Raw genomic sequence first — 17,650 nt, 5'->3', positions numbered from 1 at the left:
CGACCGCGATCCCGAGGATGAAGAGTGCGATGTTCATGCCAGGGCGATCCCCGCCGCGTCCGCGCGTCAAAGCCCACTTGAGCAAGTCCAGAGCTTGGCTCCAGGATGGCTGCCATGACACGACCGCCGCTCAACCGCCGCCTCGCCGAGTTCGGGACGACCATCTTCGCCGAGATGTCCGCGCTCGCCGCCAGGACCGGGGCGATCAACCTCGGCCAGGGCTTCCCCGACACCGACGGCCCCGAGGAGATCCGGGAGGCCGCGGTCCGCGCCCTGCGGGACGGTCGCGGCAACCAGTACCCGCCGGGCCCCGGCGTCCCCGAGCTGCGGTCCGCGATCGCCGACCACCAGCGGGAGCGGTACGGCCTCGCGTACGACCCGGACACCGAGGTCCTCGTCACCGCGGGCGCCACCGAGGCGATCGCGGCGGCCCTGCTGGCCCTGGTCGAGCCGGGCGACGAGGTGATCGCCCTCGAGCCGTACTACGACTCGTACGCCGCCTGTGTCGCGATGGCCGGCGGGACCAGGGTCCCCGTCACCCTCCGCCCCCACCTGGGCACCTACGTCCTCGATCTCGACGAGCTGCGGGCCGCCGTCACCGACCGGACCCGCCTCATCCTCCTCAACACCCCGCACAACCCCACCGGCACCGTCCTCACCCGGGCCGAACTGACCGCCGTCGCCGAGCTGGCGATCGAGCGGGACCTGCTCGTCGTCACCGACGAGGTGTACGAGCACCTGGTCTTCGACGGCGCCGAGCACCTGCCGATCGCGTCCCTCCCCGGCATGCGGAAGCGCACGGTCACCATCGGCTCCGCCGGCAAGACCTTCTCGTTCACCGGCTGGAAGGTCGGCTGGATCACCGCGAGCCCCGCGCTGACCTCCGCCGTCCGCTCGGCCAAGCAGTTCCTCACGTACGTCTCCTCCGGGCCGTTCCAGTACGCGATCGCCGAGGCGCTCCGCCTCCCGGCCTCGTACTTCGACGGCCTGCGCGCCGTCCTCCAGGCCAAGCGGGACCTGCTGAGCGAGGGCCTCGCGCAGGCGGGCTTCGAGGTCTACCGCCCGGCCGGCACGTACTTCGTCACCACCGACATCCGCCCGCTCGGCGCCGCCGACGGCTTCGCCTTCTGCCGCTCGCTGCCGGAGCGCGCCGGTGTCGTCGCCATCCCCAACGCCGTCTTCTACGACCACCGCGAGGCCGGCGCCCCCTTCGTCCGCTTCGCCTTCTGCAAGAAGACCGAGGTGCTGGAGGAGGCGGTCTCCCGGCTCAAGCGACTGGGCTGAGGCCCGTACCCGGGTCGTACGAGAGGGACGTACGACAGGGGACGTACGAGAGCCCGGCCCCCCTCTCACAGGGGCGGCCGGGCTCTCGTACGCGAAGCGGTGCGGGGGAGGCTCAGGCCTCCTCGTCGCCCGCCTTCTCCTCGGGGGTCTCCAGACCGAACTGCTCGACGATCCACTTGTCGAACTCGATGGAGGCGCGGACCCAGCTGACCGTGGAGGACACGAAGTGCTCCAGGGCGACGCCGGTGCCGATCAGCATCTGGGCCTCACCGATGAGGCGGAGGGTGGCGGAGCCGTCCTCCTCCTCGTGCAGGTGCGTGTAGACCTTGGGCCACAGGGTGCGGCGGTTCCAGTCGTCGATCGCGTCGAGAACCCGCGCGCGGTCGTCGGCGGAGTGCGGGCGGTCGTAGAACGTCCGCACCGAGAAGACCTGCTGCTCGTCCTCGCCGCGGAACATGAAGTACGTGCGGAATTCCTCCCACGGCGCCGCGAGGTCACCCTCGTCGTCGACGACGTACTTCAGTTCCATCTGCTCGAGGAGCTGCTTGACGAGGTCCTGGTCGGGGACGACGGGGCCCGCCGGTCCTGCGGCCTGAGGCTGGGGCTGGCCCCCGAAATTCGGAATCGAGGACGGGTCGATGCTCACCGTGTATTTCCCTTCGTACGGATGCTCGCCATCCTCCCCCATCCCGGGCGGGTTGTGGCAACCCCGGGCCCGTCGGATGGCCGAGCCCGTGTGTCAGCGTCCCGCCGGTCCGACGATCAGACCGTCCTCGAAGCGGTCGACCCTGACGGTGTCGCCGTCCTGGACCTCGCCCGCGAGGATCTCCTTGGCGAGCCGGTCGCCGATCGCCGTCTGGATCAGACGGCGCAGCGGCCGGGCGCCGTACGCGGGGTCGTTGCCCTCCTCGGCGAGCCACTCCAGGGCGTCGGGGGTGACGTCCAGGGTGAGCCGCCGCTCGGCGAGCCGCTTCGCGAGCCGGTCGATCTGGAGCCGCGCGATCCGGCCCAGCTCGGCCCGGTCGAGGGCGGAGAAGACCACCAGGTCGTCGAGCCGGTTGAGGAACTCCGGCTTGAAACTCGCCCGGACCACGTCCATGACCTGCTGCTTCTTGACCTCGTCCGAGGTCAGCGGGTCGACCAGGTACTGACTGCCGAGGTTCGACGTCAGGACCAGGATGGTGTTGCGGAAGTCCACCGTCCGGCCCTGGCCGTCGGTGAGCCGGCCGTCGTCGAGGACCTGGAGCAGGACGTCGAAGACCTCCGGATGCGCCTTCTCCACCTCGTCGAGCAGGACCACGCTGTACGGGCGGCGGCGGACCGCCTCCGTGAGCTGGCCGCCCTCCTCGTAGCCGACGTAGCCGGGAGGCGCGCCGACCAGGCGGGCGACGCTGTGCTTCTCGCCGTACTCCGACATGTCGATGCGGATCATGGCCCGCTCGTCGTCGAAGAGGAAGTCGGCGAGCGCCTTCGCCAGCTCCGTCTTTCCGACGCCCGTGGGGCCGAGGAAGAGGAAGGAGCCGGTGGGCCGGTCGGGGTCGGCGATGCCGGCGCGCGTGCGGCGCACGGCGTCGGAGACGGCCTGGACGGCCTCGGACTGGCCGATCAGCCGCTTGCCGAGCTCGTCCTCCATCCGGAGCAGCTTCTGCGTCTCGCCCTCCAGGAGGCGCCCGGCGGGGATGCCGGTCCAGGCGCCGACGACGTCCGCGATGTCGTCGGGGCCGACCTCCTCCTTGACCATGGTGTCCCGGGACGACTCCTGCTGGGCCTCGGCCTCGCTCGCCTCCGCCAGCTCCCGCTCCAGGGCCGGGATCTCGCCGTACAGCAGCTTGGAGGCGGTGTCGAAGTCGCCGTCGCGCTGGGCGCGCTCGGCCCGGCCGCGGGTCTCGTCGAGGCGTTCCTTCAGCTCGCCGACCCGGTTGAGGGACTGCTTCTCCTTCTCCCAGCGGGCGGTGAGGCCGCGGAGCTCCTCCTCGCGGTCGGCGAGGTCGCGCCGCAGCTTCTCCAGGCGCTGCTTGCTCGCCGCGTCCGTCTCGTTCTTGAGGGCGAGCTCCTCCATGCGGAGCCGGTCGACGGCGCGCTGGAGCTCGTCGATCTCGACGGGCGAGGAGTCGATCTCCATACGGAGCCGGGAGGCGGCCTCGTCGACGAGGTCGATGGCCTTGTCGGGGAGGAAGCGGGAGGTGATGTACCGGTCGGAGAGGGTCGCGGCGGCCACCAGGGCGGAGTCGTTGATCTGCACCTTGTGGTGGGCCTCGTACCGGCCCTTGAGGCCGCGGAGGATCGCGATGGTGTCCTCGACCGTCGGCTCGGCGACGAGGACCTGCTGGAAGCGGCGCTCCAGGGCGGGGTCCTTCTCGATCCGCTCGCGGTACTCGTCGAGGGTGGTCGCGCCGACCATGCGGAGCTCGCCGCGGGCCAGCATCGGCTTGAGCATGTTGCCGGCGTCCATGGCGGAGTCGCCGCCGGCGCCCGCGCCGACGACCGTGTGCAGTTCGTCGATGAAGGTGATGATCTGGCCGTCGCTGCTCTTGATCTCGGAGAGGACGGACTTCAGGCGCTCCTCGAACTCGCCGCGGTACTTGGCTCCGGCGACCATCGCGCCGAGGTCGAGCGAGACCAGCCGCTTGTTCTTCAGCGACTCGGGCACGTCGCCCTTCACGATCCGCTGGGCGAGGCCCTCGACGACGGCGGTCTTGCCGACGCCGGGCTCACCGATGAGGACCGGGTTGTTCTTGGTGCGGCGGGACAGCACCTGCACGACGCGCCGGATCTCGTGGTCCCGGCCGATGACCGGGTCCAGCTTGCCCTCGCGCGCGGCGGCCGTGAAGTCCGTACCGAACTTCTCCAGCGCCTTGTACTGCCCCTCCGGGTCGGGTGTGGTCACCCGGCGTCCTCCCCTGCTCTTCTCGAAGGCGTCGAGCAGCTTCGCCGCGCTCGCGCCCTGCCGGTCGAGGATCTCACCGGTCCGGCCGCCCTTGGCCGCGATCGCGATGAGGAGGTGCTCGGTGGACAGGTAGTCGTCGCCGAGCTCCTTGGCCTGCCGGTCGGCGTCGGCGATGACCGCGAGGAAGTCGCGGTTGGGCTGCGGGGGCGCGACGGTGGATCCCGTGACACTCGGCAGGGCGGCGATCAGCCGCTCCGCTGCGGCGCGGACGACCGCCTGGTCCGCGTCGACGGCGGCGAGCAGGTCGGTGATGTTCTCGTTGTCCTGACCCGTGAGCAGCGCCAGCAGAAGGTGGGCGGGGGTCAGGTCCGCGTGCCCCTCGGACACGGCGCGGCTGCTCGCCGCGTTGATCGCGTCCCGGCTCCGGTTGGTCAGTTCGGCGTCCACGTGCGGTGCTCCTCCTCGAACGTCGTGGGTCCTCTCCCTTTATGACGTGTCCAGAGTACACAAAGTTGAGTCGGTACGGCTCAAGGTGCCGGAGGGGCCTCCGCCCCGGGTAGTTTCCAGGCATGGCCACAGACCCCAGGAACCCCTCCGACTCGTACCTGAGCTTCTGGCGCGAGTACCACATGTGCACCCTGACCACCCCGCGCCCGGACGGCACCCCGCACGTCGTGGCGGTCGGCGTCACGTACGACCCCGAGCAGGGGTACGCGCGCGTGATCACCAACAAGCACAGCCGGAAGGTCGCCAACGTCCTGGCGGCGGGCGCGGACGGCGCGCGGGTCGCGGTCTGCCAGGTCGACAAGGGGCGCTGGGCCACCCTGGAGGGCGTCGCCCGCATCCGTACGGAGGAGGAGGCCGTCGCGGACGCCGTCGCCCGCTACGCCGAGCGCTACGGACGCACGCCGAGCCCGAACCCGGACCGGGTCGTCATCGAGATCGCCCTCACCCGGGCGATGGGCCGCGCCTGAGAAGAAGCCGCGCCTGGAAGAAGAGGGCGGACGCAGCACAGCGGCGCCATCGCGTTTCAGGTCCGCGATGGCGCCGCTGTGTGGGGGAAGTACCTGAGCGATCTACAACGACGGGGGAACCGCTCAGGCACTGCGGGGGGTGGCGGTGATGGTCTCGGGTTCGATCAGCTGGTGGTCCCGCTGGTCGAGATTGACGAAGATCATGCCGTACCGGATGGCACAGCGGATGGGCTGTGGGGCGCCGCGGGGGCGACGCAGGCAGCGGTAGGCGCGGACGTCCTCGTCCTGCTCCCGTGCCACGACGATCGGCTCTCCGAAGAGGGTGACCTTCAGCGAGTCGCCACGGTGGGGGATGGCCGTGGACAGGTCGACGAAGTGCCATCCGGAGCGGTAGGCCGAAGCCATCTCCCGGCGGAACCTGGGGTCGTCCGGCGGCACGGTCACGCGCCCGCGCCCTTGGGAGCGATCTCCCAGGACGGCTCGTAGGGGGCGGCGAGCACGTCCGTGGGTGCGCTCTCCCACGAGGGCTCACCCGGTCCCGCCAGTACGGAGTGCGCCGGGGCGCTCTCCCACGAGGGCTCGCCCGGACCCGCCACGGAATGCGCCGGGGTGCTCTCCCACGAGGGCTCGCCTACGGCGAGTGCGCCGAGAGCAGCCGCCGCAACGGCTATGGCGCTAAGTGCACGAACCATCCTGGTCATGGCCGATCTCCACCTCTTTTGATCACTACCTCCCCCCCGCGAGTAAGACGATGGCTCACGCACGCCCCCTTTCACCAGCCAAGCCGGGCATCATGTTCCTGTAATTCATGACCCTGAGGGGGGTGCAAATGAGGCGAGAATGCGACGAGTCCGGTCATAAGCACAGTCACGGTGAACTATGCGACGTGGGCAAAGAGCTGTATGCGAACGCTCTCCGCACCGGACGCATAGCCCGCTCCGCCACCGAAGACGCCCCTTGCCTGAGGGAACTCTCCCTCCTGCACCCCGACCCGGACGACAGCCAGTGGCTGCGTCCCGTGCCGCCCACGATCGCCCTCAGCCAGCTCGTGCACCCCATCGAGCAGGAGATACAGGCCCGCCGGCAGCACGCCATCGCACTCGCCGACGCTTTCGAGCCGTTCATGGCCCTCCACACGCAGGATCGTTCCGGCACCCAGGCCATCACCGTCCTCGAAGGCCTCAGCGTCATCAACGCCACGCTCGACCGCGTCATCAACGAGTGCACCGAGGAACTCCTCACCATCCAGCCCGGCAGCGGCCGCAGACCCGAGACCCTCGAAGCCGCCCTGCGCCGCATGGAACCGCTGCTCGACCGCGGGGTCCGGATGCGCACGCTCTACCAGCACACCGCCCGGCACCACCCCGCCACCCTCGCCTACGTGGAACGGGTCGCCCCCTACGGGCTCGAACTGCGCACCCTCGAGGAGATCGTCGACCGGCTGATCATCGTCGACCGCAAGGTCGCCTTCGTGCCCGCGCGCAGCGACCGCCAGGTCGCCCTCGAACTGCGCCACGAAGGCCTCGTCCAGTACCTCGTCGGCGTCTTCGACCAGTTCTGGCTGCACGGCGTGCCCTGGGAGGAGGAGATCCCCTACAGCCCGTCCGTGGACGGCGTGGGCGGCGTCCAGCGCTCCATCGCCAAACTCCTCGTCGAGGGCCACGTCGACGAGGCCATCGCCCGCCGCCTCGGCATGAACGTCCGCACCTGCCGCGCCCACATCGCCAAACTCGCCGCCGCCCTCGGCAGCGGCAGCCGCGCCCAGCTCGGCTACCTCATCGCCCGCTCCGGCATCCTCGAAGGCGACACCCGGCCCGCGCCCCACCCGACCGGCCTGGAAGGCGACACCCGGCCGGCCCCGCACCCGACCGGCCTCGAAGGCGACAGCCGGCCGACGACCCACCCGACCGGACTCGAACGGGACGAATGACCACCGTGTACGTACAGATCGACCTCGACGGGCCCGCAGGGACCCTCCGGGTCTCCGGGCACGAGCTGCCCACCGTGGAACTCGTACGGGCCCCGGGGACCCGCCCCGACGCCCACACCCCCATCGGCACCCGCAAGGCCGCCCTGCTGGCGCTCACCGTGGACGGGGAGCCGGCCGGGCTCAGGGCCGCGCGCGGACGGCTCCTGCGGCGCTCCTACCGCGTCGACGTACGCACCGGCGGCGCCCGCTACCGGCTTGTGCCCTGCGACCACGACCAGAGCCGGCTCACCCGGAACGGGCGGCGGATCGGCACCCTGCTCTGCTCGGGCGACGGGCGGGTCATCGACACCTGGGAACCCGGAGCGACCCCCCGCGACATCGCCCTCGGCAACGCCCTGGCCGCGGCCTTCGGGACGGGCGCGGCCCCCTGGTACGAGACGGTCGGCGACATCGTCTCCGAGCTGATCCCCTGACACGCGTGAGGCCCCCTCCACCGGAGTGGAGAGGGCCTCACGCACGTCCCGGACGGCTACTCGCCGCGCTTCGGGCGCCACACCACAAGCGCGCTCGCCTGCTGCACGTCCTGGTACGGCACCAGATCACGCCGGTACGAGGCGTGGACCTGGGCCTCGCGCTGCCGCATCGCCGCCGCCGCGCCGTCGACCGCCGCCGACAGCTCGGCGATCCGGCTCTGCAGCGCCGCGACCTGGTTCTCCAGCTCGATGATGCGCTTGATCCCGGCCAGGTTGATGCCCTCGTCCTGCGACAGCTGCTGCACCTGACGGAGCAGCTCGATGTCACGGGCCGAGTAGCGGCGCCCCCGGCCCGCCGTGCGGTCCGGGGAGACCAGACCGAGACGGTCGTACTGCCGCAGGGTCTGCGGGTGCAGACCCGAGAGCTGGGCCGCCACCGAGATGACGTACACCGGCGACTCGTCGGTCAGTTCGTACGGATTGCGTCGGCGCCCGTCCACGGGTCACGCTCCCTTCGCGGCCTGGAACAGCTCCGCCCGGGGGTCCTCGGAGGCGGTCGCCTCGCGGTAGGTCTCCAGGGCCTCACGTGCCTTGTCGTCCAGCTCCTTCGGCACCGCGACCTCGATCGTGACGAGGAGGTCGCCGCGGGTGCCGTCCTTGCGGACCGCGCCCTTGCCCCGGGCGCGCATGGTCCGGCCGTTCGGGGTGCCCGCGGGCAGCTTGAGGGTGACCGCGGGGCCGCCGAGGGTCGGCACCCTGATCTCGCCGCCGAGCGCCGCCTCCGTGAAGGAGACCGGCACCGTGACGGTGAGGTTGTCGTCCTTGCGGCCGAAGACCGGGTGGGTGTCGACGTGCACGACGACGTACAGGTCGCCGTTCTGCCCGCCGCGCTCGCCCGGCGCTCCCTTGCCTCGCAGCCGGATCTTCTGGTTGTCGCTCACGCCCGCCGGGATGCGGACCTGCATGGTGCGGGAGGACTTGGCCCGGCCGCTGCCCTTGCAGACCTCGCAGGGGTTCTCCGCGATCAGACCTCGGCCCTTGCAGTCCACGCACGGGTCGGTGAGCGAGAATCCGCCGCCGCTGCCGCGCGAGACCTGCCCGGTGCCGACACAGGTCGGGCACACCCGGGGCGTGCCGTTCTTGTCGCCGGTGCCCGAGCACGCCGTGCACGGCTGCTGGCTCGACATCCGCAGCGGTACGGTCGCGCCCTCGATGGCCTCGGTGAAGCTGAGCGTCACCTCGGACTCGATGTCCTGACCGCGGCGCGGCTGGGTCCGCGCGCCGCCGCCCGCCCCGCGGTTGAACAGGCCGCCGAAGACGTCCCCGATCCCGCCGCCGCCGAAGCCGCCGGCTCCGCCGGGGCCGCCCTGCGCGCCGCCGAAGAGGTCGCCCAGGTCGAAGTTGAACGAGCCGGCGCCGGGGCCTGCCCGGAAGCCGCCGTTCCCGAAGAGGGCGCGGGCCTCGTCGTACTCCTTGCGCTTCTTCGGGTCGCCGAGGATGTCGTTCGCCTCGGAGATCTCCTTGAAGCGGGCTTCCGCCTTGCTGTCGCCCTTGTTGGCGTCCGGGTGGTTCTCGCGGGCGAGCTTCCGGTACGCCTTCTTGATCTCGGCGTCGGTGGCGTCCTTGGGGACGCCGAGGACCTTGTAGTAGTCCTTCTCGACGAAGTCCTTCGTGCTCATCGACGTCCCTCCTTCCGGACTGCTCCGGTGTTCGTCACTGCTCCGGTGACCGCCGGAGCTCCGGCGGTCACCCCTGCTCCGACGATCGGCGCGTCACCCCTCGTCGGGGGCACCGCTCTCCTCGTCGGCCGACGTGCCGTCCTCCTTGGCCGGAGCCGCGCCCGGCTGGGGCTCGGCGACGGCCACGCGGGCGGGCCGGATGGTCCGCTCGCCGATTCGATACCCGGGCTGCAGGATCGCCACGCAGGTCGTCTCGGTGACGTCCGGCGCGTACGAGTGCATCAGGGCCTCGTGGATCGTCGGGTCGAAGGGCTCGCCCTCCTTGCCGAACTGCTGCAGACCCAGCTTGGCGACGACGGTCTCCAGCGATTCGGCCACCGACTTGAACCCGCCCACGAGCTCGCCGTGGTCCCGGGCCCTGCCGACGTCGTCGAGCACGGGGAGGAGCTCGGACAGGAGGCTCGCGACGGCGATCTCCTTGACCGTGACCCGGTCCCGCTCCACGCGGCGGCGGTAGTTCTGGTATTCGGCCTGGAGCCGCTGGAGGTCCGCGGTGCGCTCGTCGAGCGCGGAACGGACCTGGTCCAGCTGGGCGGTGAGGCCCGCGGTACCGGCCGACTTCTGGCTGCTTTCGTCCCCGGCCGGGGCCGTCGTGTCCTCCGTGGCGGAGGACTCGACGGCCTCGGCGGCGTCGTCAGGGGTGGCGCCGGAGGGGACGTCGGGCTTCTCCTCGAAGCCCGGGGTCTCCTCGGTCACGCCTGGCCACCCTTCTTGGGCTCGTCGTCGATGATCTCGGCGTCGACGACGTCGTCGTCCTGCGCCTGGGCCTGACCGGCATCGCCGCCGGCGGCCTGGGCGCCCTGGGCGTCGGCGTACAGCGCCTGGCCGAGCTTCTGGGAGACGGCCGCGACCTTCTCGGTGGCGGTGCGGATCTCCGCGGTGTCCTCGCCCTTGAGCTTCTCCTTCAGCTCGGAGAGCGCCGCCTCGACCTCGGTCTTGACGTCACCGGGGACCTTGTCCTCGTTGTCCTTGAGGAACTTCTCCGTCTGGTAGACGAGCTGCTCGCCCTGGTTGCGGGACTCGGCGGCCTCGCGGCGACGGTGGTCCTCGTCCGCGTACTGCTCGGCCTCCTGGCGCATCCGGTCGACCTCGTCCTTCGGCAGCGAGGAGCCGCCGGTGACGGTCATCTTCTGCTCCTTGCCCGTGCCCAGGTCCTTCGCGGTCACGTGCATGATGCCGTTGGCGTCGATGTCGAAGGCGACCTCGATCTGCGGGACCCCGCGCGGGGCCGGCGGCAGACCGGTCAGCTCGAACATGCCGAGCTTCTTGTTGTACGCCGCGATCTCGCGCTCGCCCTGGTAGACCTGGATCTGCACGGACGGCTGGTTGTCCTCGGCCGTCGTGAAGATCTCGGACCGCTTGGTCGGGATCGTGGTGTTGCGCTCGATGAGCTTGGTCATGATGCCGCCCTTGGTCTCGATGCCGAGGGACAGCGGGGTCACGTCGAGGAGCAGGACGTCCTTGACCTCACCCTTGAGGACACCGGCCTGGAGCGCGGCGCCGATGGCGACGACCTCGTCCGGGTTGACGCCCTTGTTGGCGTCCTGACCGCCGGTCAGCTCCTTGACGAGCTCGGCGACGGCCGGCATGCGGGTCGAACCACCGACGAGAACGACGTGGTCGATCTCGGAGAGGTTGATGCCCGCGTCCTTGATGACGTTGTGGAACGGCACCTTGCAGCGGTCGAGCAGGTCCGAGGTCAGCTGCTGGAACTGGGCGCGCGTGAGCTTCTCGTCCAGGTGCAGCGGGCCCTCGGCGGAAGCCGTGATGTAGGGCAGGTTGATCGACGTCTCGGTCGAGGACGACAGCTCGATCTTCGCCTTCTCCGCGGCCTCGCGGAGACGCTGGAGAGCCATCTTGTCCTTGGCCAGGTCCACGCCGTGGCCGTTCTGGAACTGCGTCACCAGGTAGTCGACGACGCGCTGGTCCCAGTCGTCACCACCGAGGTGGTTGTCACCGTTGGTGGCCTTCACCTCGACGACGCCGTCGCCGATCTCCAGGAGGGACACGTCGAAGGTGCCGCCACCGAGGTCGAAGACGAGGATCGTCTGGTCGTCCTTGTCGAGGCCGTACGCGAGGGCGGCGGCGGTCGGCTCGTTGACGATGCGCAGGACGTTGAGGCCCGCGATCTCACCGGCCTCCTTGGTCGCCTGACGCTCGGAGTCGTTGAAGTACGCCGGGACGGTGATGACCGCGTCGACGACCTTCTCACCCAGGTACGCCTCGGCGTCGCGCTTCAGCTTCTGCAGGATGAAGGCGCTCATCTGCTGCGGGTTGAAGTTCTTGCCGTCGATCTCGATCTTCCAGTCGGTGCCCATGTGGCGCTTGACCGACCGGATGGTCCTGTCGACGTTGGTGACGGCCTGACGCTTCGCCACCTCGCCGACGAGCACCTCGCCGTTCTTCGCGAAGGCGACGACGGACGGCGTGGTCCTGGCGCCCTCGGCGTTGGTGATGACGGTGGGCTCGCCGCCTTCCAGAACGCTGACGACGGAGTTAGTCGTGCCCAGGTCGATGCCGACCGCACGTGCCATTTCGATTCCTCCAGCTGACGTACTTGAGTGGAACTCACTCAAGGATGCATGACACCCGTCGGCGAGTCAACAGACCTGAGTGGAGTCGACTCAACTCTTCATCCGGCGCCCCGCTCAGCCGCGGCGCGGGAGCGCGTCGATCCCGGACCGGACAGGGTGCGGGTGAGAGAGTCCGCATGCCCCTCAACGGGCAAAGCAGGCATATCCCACGAATATCCCATGATTCTCGGTCGCCACTCGGAAGGGTGTGGGGGAATGACGGCCAAGCGCACGTTCGACGTCCTGGGCGGGCTCGCCCTCCTGGCGGCGCTCTCCCCGGTGCTCGCCGCCGTGGCCCTCTCGGTCGCCCTCGGCTCGGCGCCCCCGGGGCGCGGGGTCCTGCGCCGCCGCACGGTGGCCGGTCTCGGGGGGCGGCCCTTCACGATGCTGACCTTCCGCACGAGGAGCCCGCTGGCCGCCCTGCCGCTCCTGCTGCACGTCGTCGTCGGCCAGATGTCGCTGGTCGGACCGTGCCCGCTGAGCCCGTCCCACCGCGAGTGCGCGGGCGAGGGGCGCCGCCGGCTCTCCGTACGGCCGGGACTCACCGGCCCGTGGCAGATCAGCGGCCGCTCGGACCTCCCGTGGGAGGAGCGCGAGCTGCTCGACCTCCACTATGTGGACCACCACTGGCTGGGGATGGATCTGAGGATCCTGGCGCGTACGCTTCCAGCAGTACGCAGGCGTCGCGCGGCAAGGTTTGCCTGAGCGACACATATCACCGCGAGCGCCGCTACAGCGCGGCGCCGTGACCGGGTAATCTCAGCAGGAACTCGATAAGTTACCGCTTAGTAGGCCCGCCCGAGGAGCCCTTCATGCAACTCGCCGCGATCATCGTGTCGATCGTCATCACGGTGGTGGCCGTCGCGCTGTTCGGCCGCGCCACCGTGCAGATCTACCGCTTCGTGCGGCTCGGTCAGCCGGTGCCCGCCGGCACGCGCACCGGTGACCCCAAGCAGCGCACCATCACGCTGGTCAAGGAGTTCCTCGGCCACACGCGCATGAACCGCTGGGGCATCGTCGGCTTCGCGCACTGGTTCGTGGCGGTGGGCTTCTTCTCGCTGCTCCTGACGATCGTGAACGCCTTCGGCCAGCTCTTCCAGGCCGACTGGCTGATCCCGATCATCGGCGACTGGCTGCCGTACGAGATCTTCACCGAGTTCCTCGGCCTGATGACGGTCCTCGGCATCGTCACCCTCATCGTGATCCGGCAGCTCAGCAGGCCGACCCGGGCGGGCCGCAAGTCCCGCTTCACCGGCTCCAAGACGGGCCAGGCCTACTTCGTCGAAGCGGTCATCCTGATCGTCGGCGTCTGCATCATGACGCTGCGCGCCCTCGAAGGCGTCCAGCACCACGTGACGAGCTGGGAGCCGGGCTTCTTCGCCTCGTACCCGCTGATCGCGCTGCTCGACGGCCTGAGCCTGAGCACGATCCAGTACCTCACGTACTTCTTCGCCGCGCTCAAGATCGTCACCTCCTTCACCTGGATGATCACGGTCTCGCTCAACACCAACATGGGCGTCGCCTGGCACCGCTTCCTCGGCTTCCCGAACATCTGGTTCAAGCGCAACGCCGACGGCTCCACCGCCCTCGGCGCGCTCCAGCCGATGAGCACCGGCGGCAAGGAGATCGACTGGGAGGACCCGGCCGAGGACGCCGTCTTCGGTGTCTCCCAGGTCGAGCAGTTCTCCTGGAAGGGCATCCTCGACTTCTCCACCTGCACCGAGTGCGGCCGCTGCCAGTCGCAGTGCCCCGCCTGGAACACCGGCAAGCCCCTCTCCCCCAAGCTCCTCATCATGTCGCTGCGCGACCACGCGCACGCCAAGGCGCCGTACCTCCTCGCGGGCGGCGGCAAGGACATGGAGGGCAACGAGAAGGCCACGCCCGAGCAGCTCAAGGACGTCCCCGCGTCGGCCCTCGCCGAGGCCGAGCGCCCCCTCATCGGCACCGCCGAGGAGAACGGCGTCATCGACCCCGACGTCCTGTGGTCCTGCACCACCTGCGGCGCCTGCGTCGAGCAGTGCCCGGTCGACATCGAGCACATCGACCACATCGTCGACATGCGCCGCTACCAGGTGATGATCGAGTCCGCGTTCCCGTCCGAGGCGGGCACGATGCTCAAGAACCTGGAGAAGAAGGGCAACCCCTGGGGCCTGGCGAAGAAGCAGCGCGTCGAGTGGACCAAGGAGGTCGACTTCGACGTCCCGATCATCGGCAAGGACGCGGAGGACCTCTCCGAGTTCGACTACCTCTACTGGGTCGGCTGCGCCGGCGCCCTGGAGGACCGGGCCAAGAAGACCACCAAGGCCTTCGCGGAGCTGCTCCACATGGCGGGCGTCAAGTTCGCCATCATGGGCGGCGACGAGAAGTGCACCGGTGACTCCCCCCGCCGCCTGGGCAACGAGCCGCTCTTCCAGCAGCTCGCCGCCGAGAACGTCGCGATGCTGAACATGGCGTTCGGCGAAGACGATGAAGATCCGTCGACCCGGAAGCCGAAGTCGGCCAAGCGGATCGTCTCCACCTGCCCGCACTGCTTCAACACCATCGCCAACGAGTACCCGCAGCTCGGCGGCGAGTACGAGGTCATCCACCACACCCAGCTGCTCCAGCACCTCATCGACGAGGGCAAGCTGGTCCCGGTGACCCCGGTCGACGGCCTCATCACGTACCACGACCCGTGCTACCTGGGCCGTCACAACAAGGTCTACACGCCGCCGCGCGAGATCATGTCCGCCGTCCCCGGCCTGCGCCAGCAGGAGATGCACCGCCACAAGGAGCGCGGCTTCTGCTGCGGCGCCGGCGGTGCCCGGATGTGGATGGAGGAGCGCATCGGCAAGCGCATCAACAACGAGCGCGTCGAGGAGGCCCTGTCCCTCAACCCGGACATCGTCTCCACCGCCTGCCCCTTCTGCCTCGTCATGCTGACCGACTCGGTCAACGGCAAGAAGAACGACGGCAAGGCCAAGGAGCACGTCACGGTCGTCGACGTGGCCCAGCTGCTCCTGGAGTCGGTGAAGACCCCGGCCGAGCCGGAGCCCGAGTCGGAGTCCTCGGAGGAGCCGGAGCCGGCCGTCTGAGCCTGATCCACCGGAGAAGGGCCGCCCCGCGAGATCGCGGGGCGGCCCTTCTCGTCGTCCCCCGAGGTTCGACATCCCCTAGGGGATGTCACAGCTCAGTGGCAAGGGGCGGCCTGGGGAGCGCCCGCACGGCGGAAGCGGGTACGTTCGACGACGTGGCTGGATTCAGGAACGGACGCGGCAGGGACAACCGCCCCCCGCAACAACAACCGCAGCAGGCGCCGTACGGGTACAACGCGGCCCCGCCGCCGCACCCGCAGCAGCATTGGCCCCCGCAGGGCCAGGGCCAGACCCCGGCCCCGTACGGGCAGCAGCAGGGCGGGCAACAGCAGCAGCCCTACGGGGAGCCGGAGTACTTCGGCGAGCCGTACGGCCGGCCGCAGCACCCCCACGCGGCCACGGCGAACAACCCGGGCCACACCCAGATGTTCAGCGTCGACGACCCGTACGCCCAGGCGGGGGGCTACCAGGCGCCGCCGCCCCCGACGGGCCCCCGGCTCCGCTGGCAGGCGCTCCTGAGCGGCATCGTGCTCCGCCCCGCGGACACGTTCCTGCGGATGCGGGACCACGCCGTCTGGGGCCCCGCGCTGATCGTGACCTTCCTCTACGGACTGCTCGCCATCTTCGGCTTCGACCAGGCGCGCGAAGAGGCGATCAACGCGACGCTGTCGACGGCGATCCCGTACGTCCTCATGACCGCCCTCGGCTTCGTCGTCGGCGGACTGATCCTGGGCGCGGTGACCCACACCCTGGCGCGGCAGCTGGGCGGCGACGGGGCCTGGCAGCCGACCGTGGGCCTCTCCATGCTGATCATGTCGCTCACGGACGCGCCCCGGCTGATCTTCGCGCTCTTCCTGGGCGGCGAGAACGGCCTCGTGCAGGTGATCGGCTGGCTGACCTGGCTGGCGGCGGGCGCGCTCTTCACGGTGATGGTGAGCCGCTCACACGACCTGCCGTGGCCGAAGGCCCTGGGCGCGTCGGCGATCCAGCTGGTGGCGCTGCTGAGCCTGATCAAGCTGGGCACGCTGTAGGAGAACCACGAGAAGAGAGAGGGCCCCCACCGTCTGCCGGTGGGGGCCCTCTCCTCGTATCTCCGGGGGTCAGGCGTCGAGAACCTGGCCCTCGCGCTTCACGACGGGCGGCTCGACCGACCAGGGGAAGTTGATCCACTCGTCGGTCTTCTTCCACACGTACTCGCACTTCACGAGGGAGTGCGACTTCTCGTAGATGACGGCCGAGCGGACCTCGGCGACGTGGTCGACGCAGAAGTCGTGGACGAGCTTGAGGGTCTTGCCGGTGTCGGCGACGTCGTCCGTGATCAGGACCTTCTTGTCGGAGAAGTCGATCGCGTCGGGCACGGGCGCCAGCATGACCGGCATCTCCAGGGTGGTCCCCACCCCGGTGTAGAACTCCACGTTCACGAGGTGGATGTTCTTGCAGTCCAGGGCATACGCCAGGCCGCCGGCGACGAAGACCCCGCCACGGGCGATGGAAAGGACGATGTCGGGCTCGTAACCGTCATCGGCGATGGTCTGCGCCAGCTCACGGACCGCGCGCCCGAAACCCTCGTACGTCAGGTTCTCGCGTACTTCACTCATGCCTGCGACCGCCTCACACCTGGGTCCGATGGAAGTTCATGAACGAGCGGGAGGCCGTCGGCCCCCGCTGCCCCTGGTAACGGGAGCCGTACCGCTCGCTCCCGTACGGGAACTCGGCGGGCGAGCTCAAACGGAACATGCAGAGCTGCCCGATCTTCATGCCCGGCCAGAGCTTGATCGGCAGGGTGGCGAGGTTCGACAGCTCCAGGGTCACGTGCCCGGAGAACCCGGGGTCGATGAAGCCGGCGGTCGAATGCGTGACCAGCCCGAGCCGCCCCAGGGAGCTCTTCCCCTCAAGCCGCGACGCGATGTCGTCCGGGAGGGTGATGACCTCGTACGTCGAGGCGAGCACGAACTCGCCGGGGTGGAGGATGAACGCCTCGTCGCCCTCGGGCTCGACCTCACGGGTCAGGTCGAGCTGCTCGACGGCGGGGTCGATGTGGGGGTGGCGGTGGTTCTCGAACACCCGGAAGAAGCGGTCAAGCCTCACGTCGATGCTCGAGGGCTGCACCATGGATTCGTCGTACGGGTCGATGCGCACCCGTCCGGCATCGATCTCGGCCCGGATGTCCTTGTCTGAGAGAAGCACGCCCCCACGATACGCAGAGGGCGCGGACCTGCCGCAATCGGCAGGCATCCGCGCCCCGGCACCGGTCAGCGCCGCCCGAGCTCCACGGGCACCGCATGCCGCAGCCGCGCACAGCGCGGACACCGGATGAGCCGCCCCGGCCCGATCCGCCCGGTCCCGAGCTGCTGAAGCGGGAACGAGGCGGTACTGAACACATGCCCTTCGGCACAACGGACGACGGTGCGCTCCATCGGACCCATCAAGTCCCTTCCCCTACACACGTGCTGGACGAGCAGCCACATTAGGGGATGAACGGGACACCCTCCAGACGGCACTCCGCACCCGAAAAGCCAGAGCTTCGCCTCAAGTGGCACATGGGGTACAGTGTGCAACAATGCGGCACGGATCACCCGGCCGCTGCGCGGATGTAGTTTAATGGTAGAACATGAGCTTCCCAAGCTTATAGCGCGGGTTCGATTCCCGTCATCCGCTCTTGAGAGAAGGCCCAGGTCAGCGACCTGGGCCTTCGTCGTTGTCCCTTCTCCGAGCA

Annotated in this window: 17 protein-coding genes and 1 tRNA gene; 8 read left to right on the top strand and 10 right to left on the bottom strand. The window is 69.7% G+C overall.

The annotated features are described in order from the left end of the window. Positions 1-114: 114 nt before the first annotated feature. Complete coding sequence (locus tag ACZ4VK_RS32980) at positions 115-1,284, top strand: pyridoxal phosphate-dependent aminotransferase (RefSeq protein ID WP_468360366.1); 1,170 nt, start codon at positions 115-117, stop codon at positions 1,282-1,284. A 112-nt stretch (positions 1,285-1,396) separates the two neighbouring features. Here ACZ4VK_RS32980 and ACZ4VK_RS32975 read toward each other — a convergent pair whose 3' ends face one another. Both ACZ4VK_RS32975 and clpB read right to left on the bottom strand, forming a co-directional pair. Continuing rightward, positions 1,397-1,930, bottom strand: coding sequence for a type III secretion system chaperone family protein (locus ACZ4VK_RS32975; protein WP_468360363.1), 534 nt, complete (start codon positions 1,928-1,930; stop codon positions 1,397-1,399). A 93-nt stretch (positions 1,931-2,023) separates the two neighbouring features. Further along, on the bottom strand, positions 2,024-4,618 hold the full coding sequence (gene clpB, locus ACZ4VK_RS32970; protein WP_468360360.1) for an ATP-dependent chaperone ClpB: 2,595 nt from the start codon (positions 4,616-4,618) through the stop codon (positions 2,024-2,026). 122 nt (positions 4,619-4,740) lie between these two features. Between clpB and ACZ4VK_RS32965 the strand changes: the two genes are divergently transcribed. Then, the gene (locus tag ACZ4VK_RS32965; RefSeq protein ID WP_468360357.1) at positions 4,741-5,145 is read left to right on the top strand and encodes a pyridoxamine 5'-phosphate oxidase family protein; all 405 of its coding nucleotides are present in this window, start codon (positions 4,741-4,743) and stop codon (positions 5,143-5,145) included. Between the two features lie 123 nt (positions 5,146-5,268). On the opposite strand, the gene ACZ4VK_RS32960 is transcribed toward ACZ4VK_RS32965, so the two are convergent. Further along, entirely contained in the window at positions 5,269-5,589 is a 321-nt protein-coding gene (locus ACZ4VK_RS32960) for a (2Fe-2S)-binding protein (RefSeq protein WP_389680391.1), read from the bottom strand. Beyond that, entirely contained in the window at positions 5,586-5,846 is a 261-nt protein-coding gene (locus tag ACZ4VK_RS32955; RefSeq protein ID WP_468360354.1) for a hypothetical protein, read from the bottom strand. Before ACZ4VK_RS32955 ends, ACZ4VK_RS32960 begins: the two co-directional genes overlap by 4 nt. Positions 5,847-5,953: 107 nt before the next feature. Here ACZ4VK_RS32955 and ACZ4VK_RS32950 point away from each other — a divergent pair, with 107 nt between their 5' ends. Both ACZ4VK_RS32950 and ACZ4VK_RS32945 read left to right on the top strand, forming a co-directional pair. Next, a complete protein-coding gene (locus tag ACZ4VK_RS32950; RefSeq protein ID WP_468360351.1) occupies positions 5,954-7,075 on the top strand; it encodes a helix-turn-helix transcriptional regulator in 1,122 nt (373 codons plus the stop codon). After that, positions 7,072-7,548: a hypothetical protein gene (locus ACZ4VK_RS32945; RefSeq protein ID WP_468360348.1), complete on the top strand. Its 477-nt coding sequence runs from the start codon at positions 7,072-7,074 to the stop codon at positions 7,546-7,548. Before ACZ4VK_RS32950 ends, ACZ4VK_RS32945 begins: the two co-directional genes overlap by 4 nt. Positions 7,549-7,604: 56 nt before the next feature. Here ACZ4VK_RS32945 and ACZ4VK_RS32940 read toward each other — a convergent pair whose 3' ends face one another. The 4 genes from ACZ4VK_RS32940 to dnaK form a co-directional block, all read right to left on the bottom strand. Further along, positions 7,605-8,048 (bottom strand): heat shock protein transcriptional repressor HspR, encoded by a 444-nt coding sequence (locus tag ACZ4VK_RS32940; RefSeq protein WP_015034631.1) that lies wholly within the window; start codon positions 8,046-8,048, stop codon positions 7,605-7,607. Positions 8,049-8,051: 3 nt separating this feature from the next. After that, positions 8,052-9,227, bottom strand: a complete 1,176-nt coding sequence (gene dnaJ / locus ACZ4VK_RS32935; protein WP_468360344.1) for a molecular chaperone DnaJ — start codon at positions 9,225-9,227, stop codon at positions 8,052-8,054. A gap of 93 nt (positions 9,228-9,320) precedes the next feature. Beyond that, positions 9,321-9,983 carry a nucleotide exchange factor GrpE gene (gene grpE / locus ACZ4VK_RS32930; protein ID WP_468360341.1) on the bottom strand — a complete coding sequence of 221 codons (663 nt, stop codon included), beginning with the start codon at positions 9,981-9,983 and terminating at the stop codon, positions 9,321-9,323. Continuing rightward, positions 9,980-11,821, bottom strand: coding sequence for a molecular chaperone DnaK (dnaK, locus tag ACZ4VK_RS32925; protein ID WP_468360338.1), 1,842 nt, complete (start codon positions 11,819-11,821; stop codon positions 9,980-9,982). Before dnaK ends, grpE begins: the two co-directional genes overlap by 4 nt. A 255-nt stretch (positions 11,822-12,076) precedes the next feature. Here dnaK and ACZ4VK_RS32920 point away from each other — a divergent pair, with 255 nt between their 5' ends. The 3 genes from ACZ4VK_RS32920 to ACZ4VK_RS32910 all read left to right on the top strand — a co-directional run bounded on the left by ACZ4VK_RS32920 (position 12,077) and on the right by ACZ4VK_RS32910 (position 15,965). Next, positions 12,077-12,565, top strand: coding sequence for a sugar transferase (locus ACZ4VK_RS32920; protein WP_468360335.1), 489 nt, complete (start codon positions 12,077-12,079; stop codon positions 12,563-12,565). Positions 12,566-12,672: 107 nt separating this feature from the next. After that, positions 12,673-14,934 carry a (Fe-S)-binding protein gene (locus ACZ4VK_RS32915; RefSeq protein WP_468360332.1) on the top strand — a complete coding sequence of 754 codons (2,262 nt, stop codon included), beginning with the start codon at positions 12,673-12,675 and terminating at the stop codon, positions 14,932-14,934. Positions 14,935-15,089: 155 nt separating this feature from the next. Continuing rightward, positions 15,090-15,965 (top strand): Yip1 family protein, encoded by an 876-nt coding sequence (locus tag ACZ4VK_RS32910; RefSeq protein ID WP_468360329.1) that lies wholly within the window; start codon positions 15,090-15,092, stop codon positions 15,963-15,965. Between the two features lie 69 nt (positions 15,966-16,034). Here the strand turns inward: ACZ4VK_RS32910 and ACZ4VK_RS32905 are convergent, their stop codons facing one another. Together ACZ4VK_RS32905 and dcd are read right to left on the bottom strand one after the other, a co-directional pair. After that, on the bottom strand, positions 16,035-16,532 hold the full coding sequence (locus ACZ4VK_RS32905) for a phosphoribosyltransferase (RefSeq protein WP_030323619.1): 498 nt from the start codon (positions 16,530-16,532) through the stop codon (positions 16,035-16,037). A 13-nt stretch (positions 16,533-16,545) separates the two neighbouring features. Continuing rightward, positions 16,546-17,121, bottom strand: a complete 576-nt coding sequence (gene dcd / locus ACZ4VK_RS32900) for a dCTP deaminase (RefSeq protein ID WP_030209939.1) — start codon at positions 17,119-17,121, stop codon at positions 16,546-16,548. A gap of 400 nt (positions 17,122-17,521) precedes the next feature. On the opposite strand from dcd, the gene ACZ4VK_RS32895 reads away from it, so the two are divergent. Beyond that, positions 17,522-17,592 (top strand) — tRNA-Gly (locus ACZ4VK_RS32895). The last annotated feature ends 58 nt before the right edge of the window (positions 17,593-17,650 follow it).

The sequence above is a fragment of the Streptomyces sp. NPDC028711 genome, assembly GCF_055565415.1.
This window is presented reverse-complemented; position numbering and strand designations above follow the sequence as displayed.

Coding starts and splice junctions, on each gene's coding strand:
- ACZ4VK_RS32955 (WP_468360354.1), bottom strand. CDS start 5,846: ATGACCAGGATGGTTCGTGCACTTAGCGCCATAGCCGTTGCGGCGGCT.
- ACZ4VK_RS32950 (WP_468360351.1), top strand. CDS start 5,954: ATGACCCTGAGGGGGGTGCAAATGAGGCGAGAATGCGACGAGTCCGGT.
- ACZ4VK_RS32980 (WP_468360366.1), top strand. CDS start 115: ATGACACGACCGCCGCTCAACCGCCGCCTCGCCGAGTTCGGGACGACC.
- ACZ4VK_RS32945 (WP_468360348.1), top strand. CDS start 7,072: ATGACCACCGTGTACGTACAGATCGACCTCGACGGGCCCGCAGGGACC.
- ACZ4VK_RS32965 (WP_468360357.1), top strand. CDS start 4,741: ATGGCCACAGACCCCAGGAACCCCTCCGACTCGTACCTGAGCTTCTGG.
- dnaK (WP_468360338.1), bottom strand. CDS start 11,821: ATGGCACGTGCGGTCGGCATCGACCTGGGCACGACTAACTCCGTCGTC.
- ACZ4VK_RS32905 (WP_030323619.1), bottom strand. CDS start 16,532: ATGAGTGAAGTACGCGAGAACCTGACGTACGAGGGTTTCGGGCGCGCG.
- ACZ4VK_RS32920 (WP_468360335.1), top strand. CDS start 12,077: ATGACGGCCAAGCGCACGTTCGACGTCCTGGGCGGGCTCGCCCTCCTG.
- ACZ4VK_RS32915 (WP_468360332.1), top strand. CDS start 12,673: ATGCAACTCGCCGCGATCATCGTGTCGATCGTCATCACGGTGGTGGCC.
- dnaJ (WP_468360344.1), bottom strand. CDS start 9,227: ATGAGCACGAAGGACTTCGTCGAGAAGGACTACTACAAGGTCCTCGGC.